Source organism: Rhodococcus sp. GXMU-t2271, from assembly GCF_041414735.1.
Classification (GTDB): Bacteria; Actinomycetota; Actinomycetes; order Mycobacteriales; family Mycobacteriaceae; genus Rhodococcus; species Rhodococcus indonesiensis.
Genome location: NZ_JAUIZP010000055.1, coordinates 69,876 through 87,465 on the forward strand (window position 1 = coordinate 69,876; position 17,590 = coordinate 87,465).

The following is a 17,590-nucleotide window of genomic DNA, read 5'->3' on the forward strand; positions in this document are numbered from 1 at the left end:
GACCGACCTGTAGGCTTCGGGTATCGCGGGTCGACTCGCATCGAGCCTCCTGCCCGATGGGCCCCGATTGGAACATCTTTCCGGCCGATTCGCGGCCGATCTAGGAGCGTCCATGACGCGCACACGACTGCAACCGTTTCCTCAGCCCACCCGCACCCCGCGGCTGCTGCTGCGACCGGCGGGAGCGCCCGAGTCCTCCGTCGACGGCGCCTGGTTTCCCTGGACCAGCAACGTCACCGTCGAACTCCACGACCTGGTTGCGGCGCTCACCCCCAGGCTCGGCGCCGTCGCCCGCATCTCCTTCGAATGGAATGCCCTCAGCTCCGCCCAGCGCCGCATCGACGAGTTCGACGGCATCGCGGTCACCGGGCCGCTCCCCGACCAGCCGTCGAAGATGATGTACGTGTACGGGGAGAACGGGGCGCGGATGGTCCTGGCGATCATCGCACCCCACACGAATCCGGACCGGGCCTACGAGATCATGCGCTTCGTCGCCGACGGGCGCGGCGACTACCGCCGCGGCACCCGCTGACCTCCCCCTCCGCTCTGCAGAAAAGGACACCATGCACCACCACGACTATCCGATCTTCCTCCAACCGGGCGAGCCCACCGACCGGGACCGCACCACCGACGTCGATGCGCTGCCCCGCAGCCAGGGCCCGCACGACTATTCCGGTCTCTTCTCCTCCCCCAACTGACCGGCGTATCCCCCGCCCCGGCGGGGGAACATGATCGAATCCAGCGCAGGACCCCGGTGCAGGCGTCACACTGAAATCCGGAGAAATCCCCCGAACTCTGGAGACGCCATGCGCCGGCTGTCGATCCTTGCGATGACCACCTTCGTTCTGGCGGCCGCAGCCTGCGGCTCCGACAGCGGCACCGAGGACTCCGCGACGACCACCACGCGCGCCCCCGACGCGGCCCAGGCCGAGCAGTTCCAGGCCGCGCTCGACGACGTGCGCGACGACTTCAAGTTCCCCGGGGTGGTCGCGCGGGTGATCACCGCCGACTACGAATGGACCGGCAGCTCCGGGACGGCCGGGCCGGACTCGACCGAGCCACCGACCGCCGCCGACCACACCCGCATCGGCAGCATCACCAAGACGTTCACCGTCACCGCGATCCTCCAGCTGATGCAGGACGGCAAGCTCTCCCTCGACGATCCCATCGGCAAGTACGTGCCGGGCCTGCCCAACGGTGACACCGCCACCCTGCGCCAGCTCGCCGACATGACCAGCGGCATCCCCAGCTACACCTTCGACGAGAACTTCCAGAACCAGCTGTTCGGCGACCCGACCAAGCCCTGGACTCCGGAACAGCTGCTCGACATCGTGCGCGGCGACCCGCCGAACTTCGCACCCGGCGAGAAATGGGAGTACTCCAACTCCAATCTCATCGCCCTCGGACTCGTCGTCGAGCAGGTCAGCGGGCAGAGCCTGGGTGACTACATCACCGAGCGGATCACCGAGCCCATCGGCATGAGCGAGACCTCGTTCCCCGACAACGCCGACATCCCCTCCCCCCACCTCGACGGGATCACCGAACAGGGACAGCCGGAGGGGCAGACCACCGACGCCACCAACTGGGACCCGTCGTGGGCCTGGGCGGCCGGGGCGATGATCTCCACCCTCGACGACCTGCAGATCTGGGCGAAGGCCATCGGCACCGGCGAGGGACTCTACGACCAGCAGACCCAGGACGTGCGGATGTCGTCGTTCCTGTACGGGCTGCCGCCCAACACCGCGACCGCGGCGTACGGGCTCGGACTCGGGGACGCCGACGGCTGGCTCAGCCACACCGGTGAGCTGCCCGGCTTCAACACCTACTTCGGCTACAACCAGGACACGCGCGACATCATCCTCGTCGCGGTCAACAGCGACATCCCGAACGCCCAGAACCAGAACCCGGCGCCCGCCGTGGTGCAGAAACTGCAGGCCGCGCTCGCCGGATCCTGACCGCACGACGGCCGTGGCGGCCCTCACGTCGGCCCGGATCCGGCGTGATCGGTCGTTATGGTGGTTCAGGTGACTGCCCCACTCCTCGCTGCCATACCTGCCGACGCCGCCGCCCCCACCGACGGCATCGCCGGCTGGGCGCTGTCCCTGATGGACCGGCTCGGCGGCGTCGGCGCGGGGATCGCGATCGCGCTGGAGAACTTCTTCCCGCCGCTGCCCAGTGAGGTCATCCTGCCGCTCGCCGGGTTCGCCGCGAGCCTCGGCAGCTTCACCCTCTTCGGCGCCCTGTTCTGGACCACCCTCGGCTCGCTCGTCGGCGCTTTGGGGCTCTACGCGGCCGGACGCGGCATCGGCCCCGACCGGATCCGCCGGATCGTCGACCGGCTTCCCCTCGTCGACGTCGACGACCTCGACCGCACCACCGCCTGGTTCGAACGACACGGCGGCAAGGCCGTGTTCTTCGGCCGCATGGTCCCGCTGTTCCGCAGCCTGATCTCCATCCCCGCGGGCGTCACCCGCATGCCCGCGTGGCGATTCGTCCTCTTCACCACCGCGGGCAGCCTCATCTGGAACAGCATCTTCGTCTTCGCCGGCTACGGGCTGGGCGCGAACTGGTCCCGCGTCGAGCCGTACGCCTCCACGTTCCAGAACCTCGTGATCGGCGCCGTCGTGCTCGTCGCCGGGTACGCGGTGGTCAAGCGGGTGCGCAAGCGCCGCGCGCAGAGCGACGCGAACTAGCCGACCTTGCACCCGTTCCCGTCGGCTTGCACCCGTTCCGGTGCGACGAAACGGATGCAAGGACACGACAACGGGTGCAAGCTCGGGTTCAGAACATGACGCCGGCGAACGGCGCCGACGCCGTCGCGAACAGCTGCTCGACCACCGGCAACGCCTCCGAGTCGTGCACCCGCACCAAACCGGCGACCTCGAGCTGATGCCAGCGGGTCCCGCCGAGCAGCGTCGCGGCGAGCGCGGAGGCGTCCACCTCGAGCTGCGCCGGCTCGTCCACACGTTCCGCACCCGACGCCGAGATCCGGTAGGTGCCGGAGTTCTCCGGCAGACGCTCGTCGACCACCCCCAGTAGCACCTCACCGGAACCGGCGAACGTCCGGTCGCGCAACGCGGCGGGCACGTCCACGATCCGCAGCCACGCCTCGTCGCCGGCGCGGCGCAGCTGCACCGCCCGTGAATCCGTCAGCAACCACGGCAACGGGTCGTCCTGCGGCATCGCGACGAACACGAACGTGTCCACCAGGTCGAGGTTGAGCAGGAACCGCAGCAGACCGAGGTAGGCCGTGCGGGTCGGCGCGAAGAAGTCCTCGACGACGACCGTGCGCTCCCGGCTGCCGAACCAGGTGTCGGTGCCGATCGGGCGGTAGCGGGCGAAACCCGTCTCCGCTCCCGGCTCGCCGTGCACCGCGACGTACCGGGGTTCGCGGTCCCCGACGATCCGGTGCTCCTGCGACCGCCACCACGGCGGGATTCGGTCGATGCTCCCGGGCCGCGACGACGGATTGTCGTCGGCGATGCGCGAGAGCAGGTCCCACGCGTCGTGCGGGTCGACGAGCCGCACCGGACCGCCCTCCCCCACGGACGGACGCAGCGTCGCCCGTCGCACGTCCAGTTCGACGGTGTGCGTCGTGGTCGCGATGCCGTAGCCGAAACGGCCGTAGATCGTCGCCTCGGAGGCCCGCAGCGACGTCACCACTTCACCCCGGTCCTGGGCGTCGCTCAGCTGACGGCGCATCAGCGCCGACAGCACGCCCCGCCGGGTGTGCGTGGGCAGCACCCCGACGTGCGTGACGGCGGCGTGCGGGACGCGGCGCCCGCCCGGCAGGATCATCCCGCTCGACGCGGACTCCACGGTGCCCACCAACTCTCCGTCGACGAACGCGCCGAGGGTGCGGCCCTGCTCGCGCTGGGTCAGGATCTGGCCCGGCTGGAGCGGTTTCGGGGCGGGCATCCCTATCATCGCGGTACGGAACAGTTTCGCCGCCGACAGCAGCTCTGATTCGGTCTCGAGGACCCGGATCTCCGGCATTACCGCAGCATACGGGCCGCCGGTCCGGGACGGGTCCCGACGCGGACCGCTGACGGTGTCCGCCCTGCGGTCACGCCGACGCCGCGAGCAGGTCGTCGACCGACCGATGGACGTCCGGGCGGCGACCGTCGCCGACGTCGGGGTCCGGCAGGTGCTCGTCCGGGTCGATCAGCGTGACGTCGTGCCCGTCGAGTAGCAGCCGTCGCAGCACTTCGAGGATCATCCGCCGGCCCACCGGCAGCACCGAGTGCACGAACGTCAGGTCGAGCGCCACCCGCCGGGTGGTCACCGGCTCGTCCACCACGGCCCGCACCACGGTCTCGGCGTTGGTGAACTGGATGTCGCCCTGCAGTTCCAGCACGGTGACCGTCTCCGGTTCCTCGCCGAGGATCTCGCGGCGGCGCAGCACCGAATGCGCGACCATCGGGGCGTCCATCAGATGCAGATTCATGTCGTGCGACAGGCGCTCGAAGGCGACGACACCCCGCGCGCTGTTGCCGTGCCGGTCTAGTCGCGGCGAGAACACGGCGATGCCCAGCTGGCCGGGCAGGATCCCGATGATGCCGCCCGAGACCCCGCTCTTCGCGGGGATGCCGACGGTGGTCAGCCAGTCGCCGGCCGCGTCGTACATCCCGCACGTGGCCATCACCGACAGCACCTGACGCACCGTGGGCCGGGAGAACACCCGGGCACCCGTGCTCGGCTGCACGCCGCCGTTGGCGAGCGTGCCCGCCATCATCGCCAGATCGGTCACCGTCACCGACACCGAGCACTGACGCACATACCCGGCCACCACGTCCTCCGGGTCGTCGAAGAACACCTCGTAGCTGCGCAGCAGATTCGCGATCGCAATGTTCCGGTACGTCGTGGTCAGCTCGGAGGCGGCGACGCGCTCGTCGATGGAGAGGTCGCGGCCGGCCAGGTCGGAGAACAGCGACCGCACCTGTTCGCCCCGCGCGTGCGGCGACGCATCGTCGGACAGCAGCGCGTGGGCGGTGAGCGCGCCCGCATTGATCATCGGATTCAGCGGACGCCCCGAGTCGTGTTCGAGGGAGATCTCATTGAACGCCTCCCCCGACGGTTCCACATCGATCTTCTCGAGGACCGCATCGAAGCCCAGCCGGTCGAGCGCCATGCCGTACACGAACGGCTTCGAGATCGACTGGATCGAGAAGGCATGCTCGATGTCGCCGGCCGAATACACCGTCCCGTCCGCCGTCACGAGAGCCACCGCGAAACGATCCGGGTCGGCCGCGGCCAGCTCCGGAATGTAGTCGGCGACGGTCCCGCTCACATCGGCGGTGCACGTGTCGAGCACCTCGGTCAGGTAGTCCGGTATCGGAGAGCGCATGCCCCCATCCTTCCCGAACGTCGGGGTATCGGCGGCGGGTACCCACCCGCGCACCCGTCAGTCATCCGCCCCTACGATTGCCGCCGCGGACGACTGACGGCAACGCGGATCCCGCATGCGCCGATGTCGCAGTGCGGCTCACCTTTCCGCCGCCGGTTCGAGGTGATTCGGCACCGACAGGCCGATCCTCTCCGCCGGCGCGCTACAGTACCCGGGCCATTGGACATCATGGGGGGATTTCATGGCCGAGGAACTTCGTCTGGATCCGCAGACGATCGACGAGATCGTCGCGATCTGCGACACCATGCTCGAAACGCTCCGAGAAGCGGCGCAGCAGGCGAGCGAGCTCGCCGATGCGCCGAGTTTCGGGGGCTTCGCATCGGCTCAGGCTCTGCGTGCCGGATTCGTGCGCAAGGCCAGGGGCACACCTGCATCCCTCTACGAGCGGCTCGAACAGTTCCAGGCAGTGCTCACCGACATGAGGACGACGTTCGCCGCCGGCGCTGAGGGCTTCCTTGCCGCGGAATACGACTGGGCCGAACGCCTACGTACCGCGAACCAGGAGGAGCAGTGATCACACGCCGCACCACGGTCGCGGCCGCCGGCGCACTCAGCGTGCTGGTTACGCTCACCGGTTGCGCTGCACCTACACCAACCACGATCACCGCTGGCGAGACGCCGAGTTCGCCGGCCTCCCCGACAAGGACGCCGCGCCTGGTCGACGAATCCGACCGACCGCTCGTCGCCTTCGACCCGTGTCTCGACATCCCCGACGAGGTGCTGACCGCCGCCGGTTACGACCCGGCGACCGAAGACAACGCGGACTTCGCCGCCACCCATTTCACAATGCTCGGCTGCTCCTACAAGGGCACCCACCGCATACCCGGAGTGCTGGCCCGCTACGGGCTGTCCGTGCAATCCGCCAACTTCGACTTCGAGGAGGAACGGGAGAAGGCTGCCGGCAATGGCGATGACCTGGTGCTCACGGAACTCGCCGGCCGGAGAGCACTGTTGAAGACCAATACGTCCCTGCCGTATCGATGCGGCTTGAGCGTCGAAACGTCATACGGGGTGCTCATATTCGGCCGAATCCACTTCCGCGACAGCAGCGCTCCCTTACCGGAATCCCAGTGGTGCACCGGAATCGAAGACACCGTCGCGCGTATCGTCGCTGCACTCGACGAGTTCGAGTCACGCAACCGCTGAAAGGCCCTCACAGCCGCTCGGCCGTCAGTCATCCGCTCCTGCAATTGCACGAGCGGATGACTGCAGGACGCGCGGATAATGTTCTGCGCCTCATCCTTCCGCTGCCGGCAGCAGATGCCCCATCCGCCGTCGTTTGGCTTCGAGGTAACGCACGTTCGCCGGGGCCCTGCCGACGTGCAGCGGCACCCGCCCCGACACGACGATCCCGTTGGCCTCGAGGCCGGAGATCTTGGCCGGGTTGTTGGTGAGCAGCCGCACCGACCGCACGCCGAGGTCGTGCAGGATCGCGGCGGCACCGCCGTATTCGCGGCCGTCGGCGGGTTCGTCGAGTTCGAGGTTGGCCTGCACGGTGTCCAGGCCGCCGTCCTGCAGCCGGTAGGCGGCGAGCTTCTTCAGCAGGCCGATGCCACGGCCTTCGTGCCCGCGCAGGTACACCAGCACCCCGCCCTCGTGGGCGAGGCGTTCGAGGGCGGCGTCGAGCTGCGGGCCGCACTCGCAGCGCTGGGAGGCGAACGACTCGCCGGTCAGGCACTCCGAATGCACCCGCACCAGCGCGCCGTCATCCGGCTCACCGGCGAGCAACGCCAGATGCTCGGCGCCGGTGTGCCGGTCCTGGTAGCCGACGGCGCGGAAGGTGCCGAACCGGGTCGGCATCACGGTCTCGTCGGCGCGGATCACCCGCCCGGCCGGCACCGCGGCTGCGGGTAGCGGGTGCGCGGCGCGATAGGCGATCAGCTCCGCGACGGTGAGGACGGGCAGGTCGTTCCGGGCGCCGAGGTCCTCGATGCCGGGCATGCGCATCATGGACCCGTCGTCGGCGACGAGCTCGGCGATCACCCCGACCTGCGGCAGACCGGCGAGAGCGCACAGGTCGACGGCGGCCTCGGTGTGGCCGGGACGTTCGAGCACACCACCGGTCCGGGCGCGCAGCGGCAGGATGTGCCCGGGCCGGATCAGGTCCCGGGCGGTGGCGGTGGGGTCGGCGAGAACCCGCAGCGTGGTGGCGCGGTCGGCGGCGCTGATGCCGGTGCTCACCCCGCGCGCCGCGTCAACGGTGATCGTGTACGCGGTCTGCTTCGGGTCCTGGTTGTCGGTCACCATCGCCGGCAGCTCCAAGGCGTCGGCGCGGGCGCCGGTCATCGGCGCGCACAGCAGGCCCGAGGTGTGCCGCACGGTCCACGCGATCCACTCCGGACTGGCGTGGTGGGCGGCGAGGATCACGTCACCCTCGTTCTCGCGGTCGGCGTCGTCGGCGACGAGGACGGGCCGCCCCGCGCGCAGCGCGGCCAGCGCCGCCTCCATCCGGCTCACGACGCCACCAGCCTGCGGAAGGCGCTGCGGTGGAACACGATCGGCTCGGTGCCGGTGTCGTCGCAGAGCAGCTCGTGGACGCGCAACACTACAATGGCGTGGTCGCCCGCGGGGACCTGCTGCTCGATCGACACGTTCATCTGGACGCTACAGCCGGCGACGAACAGCGCTCCCCCGTCCCGGGTTTCGGTGTCGACGCCGGCGAACCGGTCGCCGTCCTTGGCCGCGAGCCCCCGGGCGGCACCGTCGGAGTTCAGGACGCTGATGCCGAGACGCGGCCGTGCCGCGAGCTTCGGCCAGGTGGCCGAGCTGTTCTGCACGCAGAACGCGACGAGCGGCGGGTCAAGCGAGACGGGAACGAAAGTGCTTGCGGCCATGCCGATCCGCTCACTGCCGGTGTCAGCGCAGATCGCGACGACACCCGAGGGGACGTGGGCGAAAGCGCGGCGCAGCGCGGCGCCGTCAAAGGTGGTCATCGTGCCTCCGTCCGGAGAGTGGAACGCAGGACCGGCGCCCAGCGCTCGGTGTAGTCCGCGATCCGGGTGTCGGTGGTGTAGGTGGAGTCGAGCAGGTACAGCCCCGGCGCCGGGGCGGTGGCGCCGAGTTCGACGAGCACCGGCTTGAGCAGCAGGTCGGGGGCCATGGCGTGGGCCGGGCCGGCGCCGAGCATGAGCGGCACGGCGGTGACGTCGCGCAGGCCGTCGCCAGTAGCGAACTGGTCGAGGAACAGCTTGAGGATGCCGGTGTAGGTGGCCTTGAAGGTGGGGCTGGCGAAGACCACGAGATCGGACGATGCGACGGTCTCGACCGCTTCCTTCACCGCGTCGTCGCCCCAGCCGAGCAGGCCCGGACCGAGGGTGATGACGTCGACCACGTGATCGGGGGCCCCTCCGGTGAGCGTGGTGGCCAGGAGGGTGGCGGCGTCGAGGGTGCGGGAGCCGGGCTTCGGGTTGCCGGCGACGACGGTGGTCTTCATGGCGGGTGTCCTTCGGTCGGGCGCTCAGCGCGCGGATCGGGAGGCGGTGCGGCGACGGACCGCACCGGAGAGGGCGACGGCGACGACGAGTGCGCCGCCGTAGAACAGTTGCTGGACGAAGCTGGCGACGCCGAGCATCTGCAGGCCGACGACCCCGGCGACGAGGAAGTACACCGCGACGAGGGTGCCGAAGGCGTTGAAGCGGCCAGGCACGATCGCGGTGGCGCCGAGGAACGCGGCGGCGAACGCCGGCAGCATGAACGACTGCCCGGACGACGGGTCGGCGCCGCCGAGCATGCCGGCGTAGACGATGCCGGCCAGGGCCGCGACGAGCGCGGAGGTGACGAGCGCGCCGCCGCGGATGCGGTCGACGTGCAGGCCGCTGAGCCGCGCGACCTGCGGGCCGCGCCCGATGAACAGCAGTCGGCGCCCGATCGGCGTGTACTGGAAGATCACCGCGGTGAGCAGGACGAGGGCGAGGGCGTAGTAGAACTGCAGCGACACCCCGAACAGGCGGGTGCCGATGGTCGCGTCGACGAGCGCGGCGTCGATGCCGGTGACCGAGGTGGAGTCGGAGATCCACTGCACCACGCCGAGGACGACGGTGCCGCTGCCGAGCGTCGCGATGAACGAGTCGATGTGCAGCCGGACGACGAGCACGGCGTTGACGATGCCGACGAACAGCGCGACGAGCACGGCGACAGCGATGGCCGGCGGCAGCGACCAGCCCTGCTGGACGTTGAGCACCGCGATGGTCATTGCGGCGAGGGACATGGTGGACACGGCCGAGAGGTCGAACTCGCCGGCGGTGAGCGGCACGATCAGCCCGAGGGCGAGGATGAGCAGCACGGCCTGCGAGCCGAGGATGTTCTGCAGGTTGTTCGCGGTCGGGTAGATCTCGGGGCGCAGCGCGCTGAACACGAGCACGACGGCGACGAGGGCCAGCACGAGCGCGTACTTCTCGACCAGCGGGCCGAGCGCGACGCGTGGCCGAGTCGAATCTGCAACGGGGGCGGGTGTTTTTGTGGTGGTGGTCTTGTCGAGGGTGACGGACATCAGGCTTTCACTTCCTCTCGGGTCAGGCCGAGGACGCTGTCCGAGATGTGGTGCTTGGAAAGTCGGTCGCCGGTGAGTTCGGCGACGATGTGGCCGCGGGAGAAGACGAGGACGCGGTCGCACAGCACCGACAGCTGCTCGTAGTCGGAGCTGGCGACGACGATGCCCGCTCCCCCGCGCGCCGTCTCGCGGAGCATCTCGAAGATGCGAGCGCGGGCACCGATGTCCACGCCCTGGGTGGGTTCGGCGAGCAGCACCAGCGCCGGGTCGGTCTGGAGCCACTTGCCGAGCAGGGCCTTCTGCTGGTTGCCGCCGGAGAGGGAACCGTAGACGGCCTGCGGGTCGCGGGGCCGCACGTCGCAGCGTTCGGCGAGGGACGCGGCGACGGCCCTGAGCGCGCCCGGTTTGACCAGGCCCGCGCCGAGGATCGGCAGGGTGACGTTCTCGGCGACGGTCAGCTCCGGCGCGCTGCCCTCCACCTTGCGGTCCGGCGGCACGTACACGACCTTGCGGTCGAGCGCGTCGATCGGGGTGATCGTCTGCAGCGCCACGGTGTCGGGGCCGAGCGCCAACCGTCCCCCGCGGGCCGGGCGCGCCCCATACAGGGCGGGCAGCACGTCGTCGTAGCCGGAGCCGGCGATGCCGGTGAGGCCGACGATCTCGCCGGGGCGCACGTCGAAGCCGATGCCGTCGACGGTCGCGGTCTCGAGTTCCTCGATCCGGGCGAGCGGGGGCGCGTCGTCGAAGTCGCGGACGGGCCCGGCGACGCGAGGGTCGGCGGAGTCGAGGCTGCGGCCGACGATGAGGCCGATCAGCGAGGCGGCGGTGAGATCGCGGGTGCGGTGGGTGCCCTGAGAGACGCCGTCGCGCAGGACGGTGACGCGGTCGGTGTGGTCGAGCACCTCGTCGAGGTCGTGCGAGACGAACAGGACCGCGGCCTTCTTGTCGGCGACGATCTCGCGGACAACGGAGAACAGCAGGTCGGTGCCCTCGCGGGGCAGGAATACGGTCGGCTCGTCGAGGACGAGGAGGGTGCGGCGGTCGCCGAGTTCCTCCACGGCGCGCAGGATCGCGACGAGCGCGCGGTCGGTCTCGCCGAGGCTCGACACCGGCGCGTCGGGGTCGACGTCGAGGCCGAAGCGGTCGAACAGCGCTCGGGCGGTGGACTTCTCGCGCCGCCAGGAGATCCACGGCCGCGAGCCGGCGACGACAGGTCCGACGCGCAGGTTCTCCACCACCGACAGGTCGGGCACGAGCGCGAGGTCCTGGTGGACGAAGCTGATGCCGAGGTCGCGGAATCCGCCGGCCGGGACGGGCAGGGGCACGTCGCGGCCGCGGACCTGCAGGGCGGCGCCGGGGTCGGGGGCGTGGAAGCCGGCGAGGACCTTGATGAGGGTGGACTTGCCGGAGCCGTTCTCGCCGAGCAGGCCGTGCACCTCGCCGGCGTGGATCGTCAGGCCGACGTCGTTCAGGACGGTGTGATTTCCGAAGGTCTTGGACAGGCCGACGATGTTGACGATGGGGTCAGGGCTGCTCACTGGACCCCCAGAGGGCCTCGTAGCCGGTGACGTAGGCGGTGCCGTAGCCCTTGTCGGGCTGCGGCGGGGTGCCGGTCTCGTCGATGTTGTCAGCGGTGATGAGCTTGAGCGGGGTCTGCTGGGCACCGTTCGGGACGGGGTCGTAGCCGAGGAGCAGGCGGCCGGCCTGGTCCATGGTGGCCCAGGCGAGCCACGGGATGGATTCGCCGACGTTCATGGTGACGATGCCGTCGTCCTGCTGGATCTTCAGCACGGCGGGGGTGCCGTTGACCGAGGAGATCTCGACCTGTCCGGTCTTGCCGGCGGCCTTGATGCCGGACTGGGCGTAGAGCGACATCGAGTCGTAGATGGGCAGGACGAAGTCGATGGTGGGGTCGGCGGAGAGGGCGGACTGCACCTCGGACTGGATCTTGGTGGCCCACTCGGCGACGGGCACGTTGACGACCTTGTATTCGCACCTGGGGCAGTACTGCGCGATCTCGTCCTCCATCGCCGCGACCTCGGCCTTGGCGGGCGGGACCTCGTTGGAGGTGATGATCAGGGCGTTGCCCTCGCCCTCGGTCCGGTCGATCATCCAGTCGACGGTGAGGCGGTTGGCCTCGGCGAGCGGGGCGTCGGTGGTGGCGTCGACGAGCCCCTCGAGGCCGGCGGGCAGCGACTCCCCGCGCAGGATGGTGTGGGTGAGCAGCACGGGAATATTTGCCGTCTCGGCCTTTTCGAGGGCCGGCTTGATGAGGGAGGCGTCGATGCCCTGGGAGAGGATGATCAGGTCGACCCTCTGGTTGACGGCCTGTTCGACGCCGGTGGCCCACTGGGCGGGCTGGCCCTGGTTGGTGTATTCGATCCAGGTGGCGCCGTAGCGTTCGGCGACCTTCTTCGATTCCTCGTCGACGGCGACGTTGTAGGGGTTCTCGCTGTTGGTGGGGATCGCGAAGATCGTCTTGCCGGCGATGTTCCGCATCGGGAAGGGCTCGGCCTCGAGCGTGAACTCCGGGTCGGCCGCGTACTTCGCGAGCTGGGCGCGGGCGTATTCGATGCCGGCCGCGACGTCGGCGTCGGAGACGTCGCCGCCGGAGCCGGAACTGCTGCATGCGGCGAGACCGAGGGCGGCCGTGAGAGTGAGCGCGGCGATCGCGGCGCGGCCGGGAAGGGTGGTGCGCATGAATTCTCCTGGAGGGGGAAGAGGAGGTTCGACAAGAGGCTGCGTTCGACGAGAGGCGGGGGCGCGACGTTGCGGAGCCGGCCGATGCGGTCGATGACTTCGAATGTATCGGGTGCCGTGTTGCGACCGGCAACACCGTTGGTTCGTTCGTGTTAACTGCCGTGCGGCTCCCCCACCCGTGCGCGTTTCTGGTAGCCAGCGCTACCGGAATCACGCACGGGCGAGGTAGGACTGGGCGCGGGTCAGCGGCCAGACCTCGGCCATCTTCTGCTGCATGTCGAAAAGGTTCGAGTGGTGGATTGCCGGATCCCGGTCGCCCACGGCGTCTTCCACGACGATGGGGATGTAGCCGTGCTGCATCGCGTCGAGGGTCGTCGCGCGCACGCAGCCGCTCGTGGACAGGCCCGCGATGAGGACGGTGTCCACCCCGAGCGACGTCAGGTACGAGTTCAGCGACGTGCCGAAGAACGCGCTCGCGTACTTCTTCGTCACGAGCAGCTCGGCGCACGTCGGCTCGAGGCCGTCGATGAGCTCCCCGTACGGACTGCCCTCGCAGAACGCGACGAGCGTGCCCGACTTCTTGAAGAACACCCCGGCGTCGGCACCGTCGGCGCGCAGCCGCACCTCGGTGATCACGACGGGGATGCCGGCAGCGCGGGCGTCGGCGAGCAGCGTGCGCATCGCCGCGACGTTCTCCTCCACCCCGGCGTAGAGCGGGCAGTCGGGGTCGATGTAGGCGCGGGCCGGGTCGACGACGATCAGTGCCGGGCGGGTGCCGGGCTGAAGTTCCTGCCCGAAGCCGGCGCGGGCGTAGTCGGCCGCCTGGGCGGTGCGGTCGGCGAGGGTCATGCGGATTCCTTCAGGGACGGGACGGGTTCGAGGGGGCGCACGGCGGCGAGCGCGGTGGCGTTCCGACGCGGGAAGGCAAGGCACACCGCGACGCCCGCGGCGGCGACGACGGCCAAGGCCAGGCCCACCGCGCGGACGTTGTCGACGAACCGCGCCAGCTCGGCGCTGCCGAGGGTGCCGAGGGTGCCGCCGTACGCGGCCTGCCGCGCGGGGGCGCTGAGACCGACGGTCGCGACGGCGAGCGCCAGCGCGGTGCTGAGCAGGTAACCGACGTTCTGCAGCGTCGAGCGCAGCCCGTTGGCGATCCCGCGACGTTCCGCGGGGGCGGTGAGCATCAACGCGCTGGTGCTCGGGGTCATGAACAGGCCGGTGCCGCAGCCGAGGACGAACAGGAACGGCGCCGTCGCCCCCAGCGATCCGCCGTCCGGCGAGAGCATCAGGGTGACGCCGAGCAGCCCGACGGCGTTGAGCGCCATGCCCGTGGCGGTCAGCGTGCGCGGGGTGAAGCGCAGCATCAGCGAGCCCGCGGCGGCGGCCGCGACGACGGTGCCCACCGCGACGGGCATCACCAGCAACCCAGCCGCGACGGCCGAGATCCCGCCCACCGCCTGCCCGTACAGCGACACGAGCAGCGTCACCGCGTAGGTGGCGACGGCGTTGACGAGCACCGCCACGAGGACGAGCGCGATGCCGCGGTTGCGGAACAGCGTCAGGTCCACCAGCGGATGGGCGCGACGGATCTGCACCGCCGCGAACACCGCGCCGAGCACCAGGCTCGCGGCGCCGCACGCCCACGGCAACCACGGCGACGACGTCACCCCCGGTGTCAGCGCCAGCACGACGGCGGTCAGCAGCGCGGTCGACAGCACGGCCCCCGCCAGGTCGAACGGCTCGCGCTCGATGCGCCGGCGGGTGCCACGCGGGATCACCATCAGCGACGACGCGATCGCGAGCACGCCCACCGGCAGCACGACGACGAACAGCCCGCGCCAGCCGAACGCGGCCGTCGCCGCACCGCCGATCACCGGCCCGACGACCTGCGCGACGGCCGCGACGGTCGCGTTCCAGCCGAGGGCACGGCCCAGGCTGTGCGGCGGGAAGGTGTCGGTGAGCAGCGCCGTGTTGTTGGTGACGACGGCCGCCGCCCCGACGCCCTGCAGCACCCGCCCCGCGATCAGCCACCCGGCGGTCGGCGCGAGCATGCACAGCCCGGTCGCGACCGTGAACACCGCCAGCCCCGCCAGATACAGCGGGCGCCGGCCGACGATGTCGGCGAGCCGGCCGAACACGAGGATCAGTGCGGTGGTGACGAGCATGTAGCCCAACAGGATCCACGTCGACTGCGCCGCCGAGGCACCCAGCTCGCGGGTGACGGTGGGCAGCGCGACGGTGAGGCCGCTGATGCTGAGGAACACCGCGACCACGCCGATACTGGTGGCCGCGAACACCCGCCACGGATGATGCCGTGCGGCAAGGCTATCCATCGGCGCGACGCTCGTGGACGTCGGTGACGGCCTGCAGCAGCTGCGTCAGGCGCAGGCACGTGTCGTCGGCCCACGGCCGGCCCACGATCTGCACGCCGACGGGGAGGCCGTCGACGAAGCCGGCCGGCGCCATCACTGCGGGCAGGCCGAGGTAGTCGAACAGGCCGGTGTTGCGGCCCACGATCGACTGCATCGGGTGGCGCACGCCGTCGATCTCGACGGTGACGTCCGACAGCCGCGCGGCCGTCGCCCCGATGCCCGGGGTGACGAACGCGTCGATCCCGGCGGTGTCGAACGCCTGCACCGTCGCGTGCTGGGCGCCGGCGCGGCGGCGCAGCGAACGCAGGTAGTCCACCGCCGAAGGCACCAGCCCGCGCGCGATGCGCACCTGGGTGCCGATGTCGTACCGCGCGAACCGCTCCAGCGCGCCCTCCTGGTTGGCGGCGAGCTCGCAGGTGAGCACGATGGTGACGTCGTCGTGCAGGCGGTGGGCGTCGGGGATGTCGACGGGCACCACGTCCGCGCCCAGGCCCCGCAGCGCGGCGACGGCCGCCTCCCACGCGGCCAGCACGCCCGCGTCGCACAGCTCGGTGAACCACGTGGTGGGGACGCCGAGCCGCACCCCGGCCAGCGACGGCGCGCCGGGAGTGCCGGGTTCGGCGAGGCCGGCCTGCACCTGCCGCGCCACCGCGTCCCGGGCCGCAGAAGGATCGAGGCCATCGGGTCCGGCGAGGACGTCGAGGGTGACGCGCAGGTCGGCGGCGGAGCGCGCCATGGGCCCGATGTGGTCGAGGGTCCACGACAGCGACGCGACACCGGTGCGCGGGACGAGCCCGTAGGTGGGCTTGATGCCGGTGAGGTTGCACAGGGCGCTGGGCACACGGATCGAGCCGCCGGTGTCGGTGCCGAGCGCGAGCGGGACGAGGCGCGCGGCGAGGGCGCCGGCCGAGCCGGTCGACGAGCCGCCGGTCCAGCGGCTGCGGTCCCACGGGTTGGTGACGGCGCCGTAGCGGGCGTTGTGCGGGGCGCCGCAGGCGAATTCGGTGGTCGCGGTGATCAGGACGGGGATGGCGCCGGCGGCGCGCAGCCGGGCGACGGCCGTCGCGTCGGTGCCGGCGACGCGGTCGCCGGTGGTGTGCGAGCCCGCGGTGACGGGCGCGCCGGCGACGTCGACGATGTCCTTGACGCCGAAGAAGACGCCCTCGAGCGGGCGGGCGGTGCCGTCGCACCAACGGTGGTCGGAGTCGGCGGCGGCCTCGTCGGCGCCGTCGACGACGGCGAGGATCGCCCCGCCCACGAGCGCCGGGTCGGCCCAGCGGGCGCGCAGCGCGGCGAGCACCGCGGTGGGCGTGGTGGTGCCGGCGGCATAGGCGGCGAGCAGGTCGAGCACGCCGAGGTCATGCAGCGCCGCGTCGGTGCGCGGGGTGTATTCCGGGGCCGGGACGGGCGGGACCGGGACGGGGCTCGCGGCGAGCAGGGCGACGGAATGGGCGGGTTCGGCTGCCAGTGCGTCGGGTGCGGGCGGCAGCGGCGCGAGTCGGGAGGTCTCGAGCAGGGGCGTCATGTCGGCGCGGGCCTGCAGTAGCAGGTCGTCGACGGTGGTGGCCGCGGCGGCGGTGAGGTCGGGATAGTCGGTGGTGGTCACCCGCTCACCTCCAACGGCAGGGCACTCGGCCGGGGTAGCGGCGCGGGCCGGACGGTGCCGGCGGTGAGGTCGGCGAGCAGGCGCAGCACGTCGGGGCGACGGTCACGGGCCAGCGGGAAGGCCGCGCGCACGGCCGGGACGGCGTCGAGGTCGAGGGTGAAGCGCAGCGTCTCCCCCGCCCGGTGCGCGGGTGCCCGCGCGACGATCTCGCCGTTCGGGGCGATGACGCACGAGAGGCCGAAGTAGTCGACGGTCACGCCGTCGAGGGTTTCCGGCCCGGCCCGGTTGGCGGCGACTATCCACATCTGCGATTCGAGGGCGCGGGTCTGCAGTTCGGCGAGGAACAGGTCCTCGCGGGTGCCGAGCGACGAGACGATCGCGAGCATCACCTCGGCGCCCAATGCGCGGGCGACGGCCCAGTATTCGGGGAAGGTGCGGTCGTAGCAGATGACGCAGCCGAATCGGGTGCCGAACAGGTCGGCGGTGGTCGGGGCCTGGCCGGGCGCGAAGTGGTACTTCTCGTCGATGTCGACGTCGCCGACCTTGCTCGCGGGCAGCGAGAGCTTGCGGTAGGCGGGCACTGCGCCGCCGTCGGGGGTGCGCCAGGTGACGACCTCACCGGCCGGGTCGACGAGGACGACGGAGTTGTGGGTGACGTCGGAGGCGGTGCGCTCGTACATGCCGAAGGCGAAGGCGCAGCCGAGCTCGCGGGCGAGGTCGCCGAACAGCGTGGTGGCCTCGCCGGGGACGGTCTGGGCCCAGGGGGTGCGGTCCACGTCGTGGCTGGTGCAGAAGTAGGGGGTGGTGATCAGTTCGGGCAGCACCACCAGGTCGGGGACGGCGCCGGTCGCGTCGGGTGCGGCGGCGGTGCGGACGAGGGCGGCGAGGCGGGCCAGGTTGCCGAGGAGGTCCTCGGTGAGTTGGCCGGCCTGGACGATCGCGACGTCGAGGGTGCGCGGATGCAAGAGGGAACCTCCGGGTGTGGGGTGGCGGGGGGGGGGGGGGGGGGGGGGGGG

The 17,590-nt window shown here is 71.0% G+C and carries 18 protein-coding genes; 6 read left to right on the forward strand and 12 right to left on the reverse strand.

The window, feature by feature from the left end; all coding sequences use genetic code 11:
• Nucleotides 1-112: 112 nt before the first annotated feature.
• The 4 genes from QYS60_RS19995 to QYS60_RS20010 all read left to right on the forward strand — a co-directional run bounded on the left by QYS60_RS19995 (nucleotide 113) and on the right by QYS60_RS20010 (nucleotide 2,693).
• Nucleotides 113-532 (forward strand): DUF5994 family protein, encoded by a 420-nt coding sequence (locus QYS60_RS19995; RefSeq protein ID WP_289380997.1) that lies wholly within the window; start codon nucleotides 113-115, stop codon nucleotides 530-532.
• 31 nt (nucleotides 533-563) lie between these two features.
• Complete coding sequence (locus QYS60_RS20000; RefSeq protein ID WP_268744384.1) at nucleotides 564-698, forward strand: hypothetical protein; 135 nt, start codon at nucleotides 564-566, stop codon at nucleotides 696-698.
• A gap of 108 nt (nucleotides 699-806) precedes the next feature.
• The gene (locus QYS60_RS20005; protein ID WP_371384039.1) at nucleotides 807-1,955 is read left to right on the forward strand and encodes a serine hydrolase domain-containing protein; all 1,149 of its coding nucleotides are present in this window, start codon (nucleotides 807-809) and stop codon (nucleotides 1,953-1,955) included.
• A gap of 57 nt (nucleotides 1,956-2,012) precedes the next feature.
• On the forward strand, nucleotides 2,013-2,693 hold the full coding sequence (locus tag QYS60_RS20010; RefSeq protein WP_371384041.1) for a DedA family protein: 681 nt from the start codon (nucleotides 2,013-2,015) through the stop codon (nucleotides 2,691-2,693).
• An 88-nt stretch (nucleotides 2,694-2,781) separates the two neighbouring features.
• Here QYS60_RS20010 and QYS60_RS20015 read toward each other — a convergent pair whose 3' ends face one another.
• Both QYS60_RS20015 and QYS60_RS20020 read right to left on the reverse strand, forming a co-directional pair.
• Entirely contained in the window at nucleotides 2,782-3,996 is a 1,215-nt protein-coding gene (locus QYS60_RS20015) for a GNAT family N-acetyltransferase (protein WP_371384043.1), read from the reverse strand.
• 70 nt (nucleotides 3,997-4,066) lie between these two features.
• Nucleotides 4,067-5,347, reverse strand: a complete 1,281-nt coding sequence (locus QYS60_RS20020; protein ID WP_371384046.1) for a glutaminase — start codon at nucleotides 5,345-5,347, stop codon at nucleotides 4,067-4,069.
• A gap of 241 nt (nucleotides 5,348-5,588) precedes the next feature.
• Here QYS60_RS20020 and QYS60_RS20025 point away from each other — a divergent pair, with 241 nt between their 5' ends.
• Nucleotides 5,589-5,921, forward strand: a complete 333-nt coding sequence (locus QYS60_RS20025) for a hypothetical protein (protein ID WP_371384048.1) — start codon at nucleotides 5,589-5,591, stop codon at nucleotides 5,919-5,921.
• Complete coding sequence (locus tag QYS60_RS20030) at nucleotides 5,918-6,553, forward strand: DUF3558 domain-containing protein (protein ID WP_371384050.1); 636 nt, start codon at nucleotides 5,918-5,920, stop codon at nucleotides 6,551-6,553. Before QYS60_RS20025 ends, QYS60_RS20030 begins: the two co-directional genes overlap by 4 nt.
• A 90-nt stretch (nucleotides 6,554-6,643) precedes the next feature.
• On the opposite strand, the gene ribB is transcribed toward QYS60_RS20030, so the two are convergent.
• The 10 genes from ribB to QYS60_RS20080 all read right to left on the reverse strand — a co-directional run bounded on the left by ribB (nucleotide 6,644) and on the right by QYS60_RS20080 (nucleotide 17,539).
• The gene (ribB, locus tag QYS60_RS20035) at nucleotides 6,644-7,855 is read right to left on the reverse strand and encodes a 3,4-dihydroxy-2-butanone-4-phosphate synthase (protein WP_371384076.1); all 1,212 of its coding nucleotides are present in this window, start codon (nucleotides 7,853-7,855) and stop codon (nucleotides 6,644-6,646) included.
• Between the two features lie 5 nt (nucleotides 7,856-7,860).
• Complete coding sequence (locus tag QYS60_RS20040) at nucleotides 7,861-8,340, reverse strand: flavin reductase family protein (RefSeq protein ID WP_371384052.1); 480 nt, start codon at nucleotides 8,338-8,340, stop codon at nucleotides 7,861-7,863.
• Nucleotides 8,337-8,840, reverse strand: a complete 504-nt coding sequence (locus tag QYS60_RS20045) for an NADPH-dependent FMN reductase (RefSeq protein WP_371384054.1) — start codon at nucleotides 8,838-8,840, stop codon at nucleotides 8,337-8,339. The genes QYS60_RS20040 and QYS60_RS20045 overlap by 4 nt, the downstream gene beginning before the upstream one ends.
• Before the next feature lie 24 nt (nucleotides 8,841-8,864).
• A complete protein-coding gene (locus QYS60_RS20050; RefSeq protein WP_371384056.1) occupies nucleotides 8,865-9,896 on the reverse strand; it encodes an ABC transporter permease in 1,032 nt (343 codons plus the stop codon).
• Entirely contained in the window at nucleotides 9,896-11,434 is a 1,539-nt protein-coding gene (locus QYS60_RS20055) for a sugar ABC transporter ATP-binding protein (RefSeq protein WP_371384058.1), read from the reverse strand. The genes QYS60_RS20050 and QYS60_RS20055 overlap by 1 nt, the downstream gene beginning before the upstream one ends.
• Nucleotides 11,421-12,596 (reverse strand): sugar ABC transporter substrate-binding protein, encoded by a 1,176-nt coding sequence (locus tag QYS60_RS20060; protein ID WP_371384060.1) that lies wholly within the window; start codon nucleotides 12,594-12,596, stop codon nucleotides 11,421-11,423. The genes QYS60_RS20055 and QYS60_RS20060 overlap by 14 nt, the downstream gene beginning before the upstream one ends.
• 210 nt (nucleotides 12,597-12,806) lie before the next feature.
• Nucleotides 12,807-13,445, reverse strand: coding sequence for an isochorismatase family protein (locus QYS60_RS20065; RefSeq protein WP_029542763.1), 639 nt, complete (start codon nucleotides 13,443-13,445; stop codon nucleotides 12,807-12,809).
• Entirely contained in the window at nucleotides 13,442-14,929 is a 1,488-nt protein-coding gene (locus QYS60_RS20070) for an MFS transporter (RefSeq protein WP_371384062.1), read from the reverse strand. Before QYS60_RS20070 ends, QYS60_RS20065 begins: the two co-directional genes overlap by 4 nt.
• Nucleotides 14,922-16,574 (reverse strand): amidase, encoded by a 1,653-nt coding sequence (locus QYS60_RS20075; protein ID WP_371384064.1) that lies wholly within the window; start codon nucleotides 16,572-16,574, stop codon nucleotides 14,922-14,924. The genes QYS60_RS20070 and QYS60_RS20075 overlap by 8 nt, the downstream gene beginning before the upstream one ends.
• Entirely contained in the window at nucleotides 16,571-17,539 is a 969-nt protein-coding gene (locus QYS60_RS20080; RefSeq protein WP_371384066.1) for a carbon-nitrogen hydrolase family protein, read from the reverse strand. The genes QYS60_RS20075 and QYS60_RS20080 overlap by 4 nt, the downstream gene beginning before the upstream one ends.
• Nucleotides 17,540-17,590: the final 51 nt, after the last annotated feature.